We start from the raw sequence: 10785 nt of genomic DNA on the forward strand, positions 1-10785 counted from the left end.
CCGCGCACCCGCAGGCGCTCACCGCGGGCGGCTCGCCCATGCGCCGCCGCCGCGCGCTGCTGGCAGAGGACAATCCGGTCAACGTGGAAGTGGCCACCGCCATGCTCGACAGCCTGGGCTTCGACGTCCACCATGCCGCCAACGGTGACGCCGCGCTGCAGGCCGTGCAGGCCGGTGGTGCCGAGATCGTGCTGATGGACTGCCAGATGCCGGTGATGGACGGCTTCAAGGCGACCGCCGAAATCCGCCGTTACGAACAGCAGCAGGGGCGCCCCCGCAGACTGCCCATCATCGCCATCACCGCCAACGCGCTGCAGGGCGACCGCGAGGCCTGCCTCGCCGCAGGCATGGACGATTACCTGAGCAAGCCCTATTCGCAACAGCAGCTGGCGGCCGTCATCGGCCGCTGGATCCAGATGCCGGTGGCCGCCACCGTCCACCATGGCGACTATGGAGAGCATGCGCCCGCCCCGCAGAGCGCCCCGGCCTGGCCGCCGCATAGCGAGCCGGATGTGACGCTGCACCTGCATGGCCTGCACGACGAGGGTCATGACGTGCACGCGGCCAGCGAAGCGCAGGACGAGCACGACCCGATCAACCCGAGCGCCCTCGCCAACATCCGCGCCCTCTCCTCGGACCGTGGCAACGCCCTGGTGCGCAAGGTGGTCAGCGCCTACGTGGACGACACCCCGCAGCACCTGGAGGCCCTGCGCCGCGCCATCAGCGGCAACGACGCGCTCCGGCTGCGCAAGGAGGCGCATTCGCTCAAGTCCAGCAGCGCCAACGTCGGCGCCGAAACGCTGGCCCAGATGTGCAAGGAGATGGAGCACCTCGGCCGCACCGAGACCACCGAAGGCGCGGCCGGCATCCTGACCCATATGGAACTTGAATTCCAGGCTGTGCGCCACACGCTCACGGCTATCCTCGAGAAGGAGGCGTGAGCATGGCAGAAGCGATACACAGCAAGCGTGGCGTGGTCCTGGTCGCGGATGACGACCCGGTGATGCGCATGCTGATGCTGGAAATGCTGGCCCAGGTGGGCCTGCATGGCGTCGAAGCGGCCGATGGCCTGGAGGCTGTGGCGCTGTTCCGCACCGCCGACCCGGACCTGGTGCTGATGGACGTCGACATGCCGCGCATGGACGGCTTCACCGCCTGCGCCGAAATGCGCAAGCTTGATTCCGGCGCCACCGTCCCGATCATCATGGTGACCGGTGGCGACGACCTGGAAGCCGTGACCAATGCCTACGAAGCCGGCGCCACCGACTTCGTCTCCAAGCCGATCAACTGGCCGATCCTGGGTCACCGCGTGCTGTACGTGCTGCGCGCCAGCGATGCCATCGTCCGTCTGCGCATCGCCGATGCGCACAACCGCGCGGTGCTGGCCGCGATCCCCGATACCTTCTTCCGTCTGAACAAGGACGGCTTCTACCTCGACTACGAGCAGGGTTACGACACCAAGGCCGCCTTCCCGCCCGTCTCCTGCGTCGGCAAGCATGTGAGCGAAGTGCTGCCCGCGCCGATCGCGGCGCGCCTGCTGGACCAGATGCACACCGTGCTGGCCAGCCAGCGCGTGCGCACCGTCGAATACGATCTGACGCTCGAGAGCGGCGACGTGCAGCACTTCGAGGCGCGCCTGGTCACCACCGGCGCCGGCGACGTGTTTGGCCTGGTGCGCGACATCTCCGAACGCAAACGCACCGAGGAACAGATTCGCCGCCTGGCCTACTGCGACAGCCTGACCGGCATCCCGAACCGCCAGGCCTTCCTCGAAACCCTGGAGCGCGAACTGGCGCGCTCCAAGCGCAACGACAAGAAGTTCGCTGTCCTGTTCATGGACCTCGACGCTTTCAAGCGCATCAACGACACGCTGGGCCACAACGTGGGCGACCTGCTGCTGAAGATCGTCTCGGACCGGCTGCGCGAAACCGTGCGCCCCGGCGACCTGGTGGCGCACGACGAAGGCACCAGCCTCGCGCGCCTGGGCGGCGACGAATTCACCATCCTGCTGCCGGACCTGGACAAGGTGGAGGACGCGCTCAACGTCGCCCATCGCATCAAGGACGCGATGCGCCGCCCCTTCCTGATCGAGGGCCACGAGATCTTCGTCACCGCCAGCATCGGCATCTCGCTGTACCCGGAGGACGGCGACGACTGCAACTCGCTGCTCAAGTTCGCGGATACGGCCATGTACCACGCCAAGAACTGCGGCAAGAACAACGCCAAGCTGTATTCGTCCTCGCTGACGATGCAGATCATGAGCCATGTGCAGCTGGAGGTCGGGCTGCGCCGCGCGCTGCAGAACGACGAGCTGTATCTGCTCTACCAGCCGCAGATCGACGTGCGCTCGGGCGAGATCGTCGGCGTCGAGGCGCTGGTGCGCTGGCGCCACCCGGAGCGGGGCATCATCTCGCCGACCGAGTTCATTCCGCTGGCCGAGGAGACGGGCCTGATCGTGCCGATCGGCGAATGGGTGCTGCGCTCGGCCTGCAACCAGGCGCGCTCCTGGCAGCGCCTCACGCACCGCTCCCTGCGCATGGCGGTCAACCTCTCGGCGCGCCAGTTCAAGGACGAGAACCTGGCCCAGATCGTCCTCTCGGCCCTGAGCGACACCGGACTCGAACCGCGCCTGCTGGAACTGGAGCTCACCGAGGGCACGCTGATGGACGATGCCAAGGCCACGCTGGTGACGCTGGAGCAGCTGCGCGGGATCGGGGTCTACCTGTCGATCGACGATTTCGGCACCGGCTACTCATCGATGAACTACCTGAAGCGCTTCGACGTGCGCGCGCTGAAGATCGACAAGAGCTTCATCTGCGGGCTGCCGCAGGACTCCGAAAACGCCGCCATCACGCGCGCCATCATCGCGATGGCGCATGGGCTCAAGATGGTGGTGGTGGCCGAGGGCGTGGAGACCGGCGAGCAGCTGGTACTGCTGGAGGAATACGGCTGCGACATGGCCCAGGGCTTCTACTTCGGCCGCCCCTCCCCCGCCGAAGCCATCACCGAGAAACTCAGGCTGCAAACCTGCGTCGCGAAGTAGCTCGCGCAGGGCCCCCGCCCTGGCCTGGCCTGCCACCGCTGAGCCAAATACGCATCAGTTCTGCCGCTCAGCACGCCGGGGTACGTCCCCGGCGCCGGGGACGTACCCCGGCGTGCTCAGCAATGTCAGCGCTGGAAAGTCAGTGTGTACTTCGCGGGGCCCGGCAGCAGCGGCTCCGCGCGGCCCTGAACCCAGTCCTCATGCCCCTTCAGGAAGTATGGTGACAAGGGGTGGCCGCTCTGCCCACCCGGCATGTTGAAGACGCCCTGCTCCTCGTGCCCCGGCATCACCGTCAGCCGCTCCGACTGGCCAAACTTCGGCCCCGCCACGCGCGGCATGTGCACGTCGCCCGGCAGCTGGTCCGCCGGTGCGGCCAGCCAGCGCTTCAGCTGTGGTACCGCGGCGCTGATCGGGTGCGCAATTTCCGAAGTATTCCGCAGGCCCCACGTGGCTTGCGCCAGCGGCACCCCGCTCTGCACTTGCTCGTTGATGACACGGTCCAGCGCCGCCAGCTGCACGTCGCGCCAGCTCGCTTGGCCCGGCGGCAACCAGCCCGTCGGCTGCGCATCGAGCAAGCGCGCCAGCACCGCGCTCCAGCGCGGCGACGCCATGCTCACCGAGGCCTTGGCATCCAGCTTGGCGATCTCCAGGTTCGCGCTGTCGTACACCACCGCACCCACGGCCCACATGAAATCACGCGTCAGCTTGTAGGCCGCCGAATCAATGCTGGCCCGGCCCGTCCATCCTGTCTCCAGCACGCGCCGCAGTTCGGTGCGTGCCGGGTGGCCGTTCAGCGCCGCCGCATCGAGCACCTTGAGAGCGCGCTCGCGCCACGGCGCCAGGTACAGCGCCCGGTCATCCAGCGTGACCGCATAGGTGTGCGCCACATCCACCTTGCCGCCGAGGGCCGCAAGATCATCGCGGATCTGGCTGGCGCGCGCGCCCAGATCGAAACCTCCATCGCCGATGATCTCCGAGCCGCCGCCAATCAGCTGGCGGCTATTGGCCGTCTGGATCTGCCCGCGCGCCGGATTGATCACGCGTGGATAGGCGGCCGGGTCGATATGCCCATCCCACCCCAGCGCATCGCCCGGCTTCAGCGGATAGCTGGCGCCCACGCCGTATTCGCCCCGGCTCGGCAGCAGGCCGCCAATGGTCCAGCCGATGTTCCCCTGCGTGTCCCCGGCGACGAAGTTCTGCGCCGGGATGCCCATCGTGTTGGCGACGGCCAGCGCCGCCTCCACCGTGTCCGCGCCTTCCAGCCGCAGCGTATTGAGGTTCAGCGCGCCCGGCGCATCGGCCGTCCAGTGGATCGCATAGGTCTTCCCGTCGGCTACGCGCAGCGGCCCGAGCGAAGTCTCGCGCACCATCATGCGTTCCGGCGCCTGCCCTTTCACGTAGATGATTTCTTCCGCATAGGCGATCGGCTCCCACTCTGCCCGGACGCGGATCTGGGTTGGCCGCGCGGGGTCCAGCTCCGCCTCGATCAAGTCCATGTAATCGCCATAGCTGTTGGTGAAGCCCCAGGCCACGTGGCCATTGCTGCCGACGAGGACCATCGGCGGCGCGCCGGGCAGCGTCAGGCCCACGATGCGGCGCGGCTTGCCGTCCGCGCCCGGGTACTGCAATGCGAGCCGGTACCAGGTGTTGGGGAGGCTGATCGACAGGTGCATGTCGTTGGAGACGATGGCCGCGCCGCCAGCGGTGCGCGAACCTGCAATGGCCCAGTTGTTGGAGCCCACATCCGCCGCGAACCCGGCCTGCATGTCGGCCAATGCGACCTTGGTGGTGGCTACGCCCTTGCCCCACCACGCCGGCGCCGTCGCGGGAATCGGCGGCTCGGGCACCTGCGCCGCATCCCTGTCCAGCGTCGCATCATAGCGCGTGTGCTCGGGCAGCAGGAAGGCCAGCTGCTCCGGCGTACTGTGATCGCGCAGCCAGCCGCGCGCGAGCTCGCGCTTTTCGGTGGAGCCCTGCAGGTCGTTATACATGGCCCAGGCCACCAGCAGCGAATCGGCCGCATACCAGGGCCGCGGGCGCGCGCCCACCAGACCATATTCGAACGGTTTGCCGCCAAGCGCGTGCAGGCCATCGTTCACGCCAGCCACGTAGCGGTCCAGGAATTGGCGCTCCGCCGGATCCATCTCCGCGATCAAGCGCTCGGCTCGCGCGCGGAAGCGGTGCAGCCGATGCTCGCGGTCCAGTGGCAGCGCCTTGGGCCCGAACAGCTCCGCGAGTTCACCAGCCGCCGACCGGCGCAGCAGGTCCATTTGAAAGTAGCGCTCCTGCGCATGCACATAGCCGGTGACGTAGGCGATATCCAGCCGGTTGGCGCCCGAGATCAAGGGCACGCCGCGCTCATCGCGCGCCACGGTCACGGTGCCATTCATGCCCTCCGCATGCACCGTGCCGTCCAGCTGCGGCAGACTGGCGCGCAGGAAGAGCCAGACCCCGAGTATCGCGAACAGCACGAGCCCGATCAGGCCCGCGAGGATACGCAGCGACCATTTCTTCAAGCGGCTTGTGGACATGGACTTCCCCGTGGTGAGAACGGGGCAATATTGCCAGAAATTGCCGGGCCGTGCGATGGCGCCCGGCCCGGCTTGAGCAGGGACTCAGGCCGTTTCGCCGCGGTGGCCCGCGGTGGGCCGGGTGTGGCGCGGCAGCGCCGTGAGCGAGGGGCTGAAGTACTCGCGCCGGAAGGCCAGCTTGGTCATCGGCTCGCGCGTTTCCAGCAGCCGCTCGATGAGGCCCTGCGCATGGCGGATCAGGCGCGGATACAGCGCGTCACGCGGGTGCAGGCTGAGTCGCACCAGCGGCGCGTTCGACAGCATCCCGGCCAGCAACGAGGCCGCCGGCGGTGAGAAGAAGCGCCCGGTGCGGTTGCGCGCCGTGTACACAAGGCTCGGCGAGTACACCGACTCGCCCGTGGGCAGCGAATGGAAGCGCGAGAACGTGGTGGTGTAGCTGAAGCGCGACTGCTTGAGCACCCGCCACGCCGGTTGGCTGAGCAGCCAGGCCGGGGCGACGAAACCGCCGGCGGGCCAGCCGCGCCGCAGGAACCACTCGGAGCCCAGCGCCAGCAAACGCCGCGCCTCGGCTTCGTCCAGCGCGGAGAATTCGCCTTCCGACTGCGTGTACACGCGGCGCAGGAAGCGCGCGCGCAATCCGCCCGACGTGGGCCGGTTGTCCTGGTGCTGGTAGCCGTGCAGCGCCAGCTCGTGGCCCTCGGCGAGGAAGTAGTCGAGCTGCGCTTCCACGCCCAGCGAGCGCTGGGTATCGCCATGAAACTGCGGCACCACCAGCCACGTGACCGGGATGGGTGCAACGTCGCGGATCGCGTCCGCCAGCTTGAGGCACAGCGGCCAGGTGGCCGGGGCCACGTCGTGGATCGAGACGCACAGTGCGCGCGTGCCGTTTTCAGTCTGCCACATAGCGCCGGTTCCCTTCAGGTACGGTGGGCGCCACCGTGGCCAGGGCGCCTTCGTAGCGCGCCAGCAGCTGGGGCATGATGGTATTCCAATCGTAATGGTCGGCGGCGCGGCGGCGCGCATTGGCGGCCAGCGCCGGCATGTCGCGCGCGAACAGCGCCTCGATGGCGCCGCACATGCTGCCCACGTTGTCGGGGTCCGCGCGCAGGCCGCAGCTGTGGTCCACCAGCTCCGCGATGCCGCCGCCGGTGTACACTACGGGCAGCCCGCAGGCCATGGCCTCCAGCGCGATCAGGCCAAAGGTCTCGCCATCGCCCGCATGCGCCAGCGCATCGCAGCTCGCGAGCACGCGCGCCAGGTCGTCCTGGTTGTGCATGAAGGGCAGCACGGTCACCTGCGGGCAGCGGCGCGGTGGCGTGACGCCATCGCCGACCAGCACCAGATGATAGGATGCGCCGAGCTTGCAAACCGCATCGACCAGGATGTCCAGCTTCTTCTCGGGCGTGAAGCGGCCAGCGTAGACCAGCAGCCGCGTTTCCGGCCCCACGCCGATCTGCTCGCGGAAGGACGAATCGCGCCGTTCGGGGCGGAACATCACGGAGTCGATGCCGAGCGGCTGGTGCACCGCGCGCTTGACGCCCATCGCGGCCAGGCGCTGCACCATCAATCGGCTCGGCGCCAGCACCAGGTCGAAGTCCCGGTACACGGTGCGCATGTACCATTCGCCGCCCGCCTCGATCACGCGGCCGAAGCGGCGCTTGAGCAGGCGCGGCGTGTCCGAATGATAGAACGCGACGGCGGGGATGCCGAGCCGGTCGCGCGCATGCAGGGAAGCCCAGGCGCCGGAGCTGCCGTCGCCAGCCTCGATGATGTCCGGCTGCAGCTCGCACAGGATGTTCGTGACGCGCCGGATCGGCCACGGCCAGCGGTAGCCATGCAGGCCCGGCACCGGCAAGTACGGCAGTGTGACCACGTTGTCATGCGACGGCATGTTGGACGTCAGGATGGTATGGCGCACGCTGCTGCGCCGCTGGAGCCAGCGGCTTTTCGCGTTCAGGTATGTACTGACGCCCCCGCCCGCCGGGGCGTAGAACATGGTGATATCGGCAAGATGCATTCCGCTACCGTAGCAGCAAGCCACGGCCCGCGGCGCACGCGAAACGTGCGGCAACGAAACGCTCCCGTCCACTGGAGAAGGCGGATTCGGCCCTGCAGTTCAGCCGCTCAGACGGCGCCTTTCTGGCGGAGTTCGGCGATCGCTTCGTCGCTGTAGCCGAGGGTGCGCAGCACCTCGCCGGTGTGCTCGCCGAGGGCCGGGCCGAGCCAGCGCGTGCCACCCGGCGTGGCCGACAGTTTCGGCGACACGGCGGGCAGCTTGACCGGCGTGCCGTCCCCGAACGCGTGCTGTTCGAACATGCCGCGCGCGAGGAACTGCGGGTCCTGCACCATGTCCCGCACCGAGTAGATTTTCCCGGCCGGGACGTCGGCCTGCTGCAGCGTGGCGAGCGCCGTATCGATGGTCTGGGAAGCGCACCACTGCGCGATGGCCTGATCGATGTCTGCAGTGCGTGGTACGCGACCGTCGTTGCGCTGCAGCTGAGGGTCGTCCGCCATGTCCTGGCGGCCGATGGCGGTCATCAGGCGCTTGAAAATCGCATCGCCATTGCCCGCGATGACGATGTTCTCGCCGTCGCCCGTGGTGTAGGTGTTGGAGGGGACGATGCCGGGCAGCGCGCCGCCGGTCCGTTCGCGCACCACACCCGCCACGTCGTACTCGGGCACCAGCGATTCCATCAGGTTGAACACCGATTCGTAGAGCGCCACATCGACCATCTGCCCCTGGCCGGTCTGGTCCCGGTCGCGCAGCGCGGCCAGGGCGCCGATCACGCCGTGCAGCGCGGCCACCGAATCGCCGATCGAGATCCCGACGCGCACCGGCGGCCGGTCCGGAAAGCCGGACACGTAGCGCAGCCCACCCATCGATTCGCCGATCGCGCCGAAGCCCGGCTGGTCCTTCAAGGGGCCGGTCTGGCCGAAGCCCGAGAGCCGCACCATGATGAGCGACGGCTTCTCGGCCTTCAGCTGTTCGTAGCCGAGGCCCCATTTTTCCAGCACCCCGGGGCGGTAGTTCTCGACCACGATGTCCGCCTCCAGCGCCAGCTGCTTCGCGATGGCGCGGCCTTGTTCGGTCTTGAGATTCAGGGTGATGGATTTCTTGTTGCGGGCCTGGACGGACCACCACAGCGAGGTCCCGTCCTTCAGCACCCGCCACTGACGCAGCGGATCGCCGCCATCAGGGGATTCGACCTTGATGACATCCGCACCGAATTCACCCAGCACACGCGCGCAGAACGGCCCCGCGATCAGGGTGCCCAGTTCCAGCACCTTGATGCCGGCGAGCGCCTGCGGGCCGATCATGTGCTGCGCCGGTCCAGCATGGCGCGGGCGATGGTGCCCGCGTCCACGTATTCGAGCTCACCGCCGACCGGCACCCCGCGCGCGAGGCGGCTGACCTTCATGCCGCGCGCCTTCAGCATCTCGCTGATGTAGTGCGCGGTGGCCTCGCCTTCGTTGGTGAAATTGGTGGCCAGGACCACCTCCTGCACTGCGCCATCGGTCGCCCGCGTGACCAGCTTGTCGAGGTGCAGGTCCTTGGGGCCGATGCCATCCAGCGGCGACAGGCGCCCCATCAGCACGAAGTACAGGCCCTTGTAGGTCAGGGTCTGCTCGATCATCAGCTGGTCGGCGGGCGTCTCGACGACGCACAGCAGTGCGGTGTCGCGCGACTCATCCATGCACAGGTCGCAGACAGTGGTGTCGGAAAAGGTATTGCACTTGGCGCAGTGGTGGACCGTGTCCACCGCCTGGTACAGGGCGCGCGACAGTTCGGCCGCGCCTTCGCGGTCGTACTGCAGCAGGTGGAAGGCCATGCGCTGCGCCGACTTGGGGCCGACGCCGGGCAGGCGCCGTAGCGCCTCGGTCAGGAAGTCGAGGGCCTTGGACATGGGTGCGGCTACTCCTCGCGGAAGCTGGCCAGGTGGTCCGAGGTCATGGTGGGCACAAACTCGGTGATCTCGTAGGTGGCCACGCCGGCTTCCTTGAACGGATCGAGTTCGACCAGGGCCTCGACTTCCTCACGCGACTCGCAGGCCGCGATCACGATGCCGCCGGTGCGCGGCACCTTACGGCCGGACATCAGGAAGACGCCGCGGCCGTACTGCTCCTTCAGGTAGTCGCGGTGCGCGCCCAGCAAGGCGTCGACACCGGCGAGGTCCGTGTAAGTGAGCGAAATGATGAACATCTTCGGACGGGACGTCAGAACGGCATCTTGAAGCCCGGCGGCATCGGCATGCCGGCGGTGACAGAGCTCATCTTCTCGGCGGCGGTGGCTTCGGCCTTGCGCACGGCGTCGTTGAAGGCGGCGGCCACCAGGTCTTCCAGCATGTCCTTGTCGTCACCCAGCAGGGACGGGTCGATCGAGACGCGCTTGACGTCGTTTTTGCAGGTCATGACGATCTTCACCAGGCCGGCGCCGGACTGGCCTTCCACTTCGATCGAGGCCAGGGATTCCTGGGCTTTCTTCATGTTGTCCTGCATGGCCTGCGCTTGTTTCATCAGGCCGGCGAGCTGGTTCTTCATCATGGCGGAATTCTCCTAGATTGATTTAATTTGGTTTATACGGTTTATGTCGTTATTTCGCTTCGGCGGGCGGGTGCACCGAGCCGGGAACGATGAAGGCGTTGAACTCGCGCTCCAGCATCTGGACGAACGGGTCGCTGGCGACCGTCTCTTCGGCATCGCGCTGGCGCTTCTCGCGGTAAGCCTGCGCTTCGGCGCTGGCCGTGTACCACACCGGGCCGATCTCGATCTCGACGTTGATCCGCTTGCCCGCGAAGCGCTCGTTCAGGGCGGCTTGCAGCTTTTCCGTGTTGCCGGAAGCGCGCAGGGTGTCGATCGGGCACTTCAGGCGGATCGTCGCGGCGTTGCCGTCGGCTTTGCAGTCGATAAGCTGGGTCTGGAACGCGAGCTGCTGCGACACGCCGCGCAACGGCAGCATCGCGGCCAGGGCGGGCCAGTTGCCGTCCCAGTCCAGTGCGGGGACCGGGGTGATCACGTAGGGTTCGGTCGGCGCGGACGGTTTCGCACGCGGGGCCGGTTGCGCGGCTGCGTTGCCCGGCGCAGCGGCGCTGTCGTCGTAAGACTCGGTGACCCACGATGGCGGTTCGTCGTCGGTGAGGACGTCTTCATAGCCTTCGTCGGCAGCCTGCGGGGCGGCGGCCTCCCACGGTGGAGGCATGCGCGATGCGGCGG

The 10785-nt window shown here is 67.8% G+C and carries 10 protein-coding genes; 2 read left to right on the forward strand and 8 right to left on the reverse strand.

Annotation, left to right across the window (positions count from 1 at the left end; all coding sequences use genetic code 11):
• Together E4L96_RS03070 and E4L96_RS03075 are read left to right on the forward strand one after the other, a co-directional pair.
• Positions 1–941 (forward strand): response regulator (locus E4L96_RS03070; RefSeq protein WP_135205763.1); only part of this gene is annotated, 941 nt, incomplete at its 5' end.
• 2 nt (positions 942–943) lie between these two features.
• Positions 944–3043, forward strand: coding sequence for a putative bifunctional diguanylate cyclase/phosphodiesterase (locus E4L96_RS03075; RefSeq protein WP_135205764.1), 2100 nt, complete (start codon positions 944–946; stop codon positions 3041–3043).
• A gap of 125 nt (positions 3044–3168) precedes the next feature.
• Here E4L96_RS03075 and E4L96_RS03080 read toward each other — a convergent pair whose 3' ends face one another.
• The 8 genes from E4L96_RS03080 to E4L96_RS03115 all read right to left on the reverse strand — a co-directional run.
• Positions 3169–5574 carry a penicillin acylase family protein gene (locus tag E4L96_RS03080; RefSeq protein WP_135205765.1) on the reverse strand — a complete coding sequence of 802 codons (2406 nt, stop codon included), beginning with the start codon at positions 5572–5574 and terminating at the stop codon, positions 3169–3171.
• A gap of 84 nt (positions 5575–5658) precedes the next feature.
• Complete coding sequence (locus E4L96_RS03085) at positions 5659–6477, reverse strand: DUF2334 domain-containing protein (RefSeq protein ID WP_135205766.1); 819 nt, start codon at positions 6475–6477, stop codon at positions 5659–5661.
• Positions 6464–7591: a glycosyltransferase gene (locus E4L96_RS03090; protein WP_229414199.1), complete on the reverse strand. Its 1128-nt coding sequence runs from the start codon at positions 7589–7591 to the stop codon at positions 6464–6466. The genes E4L96_RS03085 and E4L96_RS03090 overlap by 14 nt, the downstream gene beginning before the upstream one ends.
• 107 nt (positions 7592–7698) lie before the next feature.
• The gene (locus tag E4L96_RS03095) at positions 7699–8892 is read right to left on the reverse strand and encodes a CaiB/BaiF CoA transferase family protein (protein WP_135205767.1); all 1194 of its coding nucleotides are present in this window, start codon (positions 8890–8892) and stop codon (positions 7699–7701) included.
• Positions 8889–9479: a recombination mediator RecR gene (gene recR, locus E4L96_RS03100; RefSeq protein WP_135205768.1), complete on the reverse strand. Its 591-nt coding sequence runs from the start codon at positions 9477–9479 to the stop codon at positions 8889–8891. Before recR ends, E4L96_RS03095 begins: the two co-directional genes overlap by 4 nt.
• Before the next feature lie 8 nt (positions 9480–9487).
• Positions 9488–9775 carry a YciI family protein gene (locus E4L96_RS03105; protein ID WP_135205769.1) on the reverse strand — a complete coding sequence of 96 codons (288 nt, stop codon included), beginning with the start codon at positions 9773–9775 and terminating at the stop codon, positions 9488–9490.
• Positions 9776–9789: 14 nt separating this feature from the next.
• Positions 9790–10116: a YbaB/EbfC family nucleoid-associated protein gene (locus tag E4L96_RS03110; RefSeq protein WP_135205770.1), complete on the reverse strand. Its 327-nt coding sequence runs from the start codon at positions 10114–10116 to the stop codon at positions 9790–9792.
• Between the two features lie 49 nt (positions 10117–10165).
• On the reverse strand, positions 10166–10785 hold a 620-nt coding region (locus E4L96_RS03115), incomplete at its 5' end, for a DNA polymerase III subunit gamma/tau C-terminal domain-containing protein (protein WP_307721624.1).

This window comes from Zemynaea arenosa, from assembly GCF_004614185.1.
Taxonomy (GTDB): Bacteria; Pseudomonadota; Gammaproteobacteria; order Burkholderiales; family Burkholderiaceae_D; genus Telluria; species Telluria arenosa.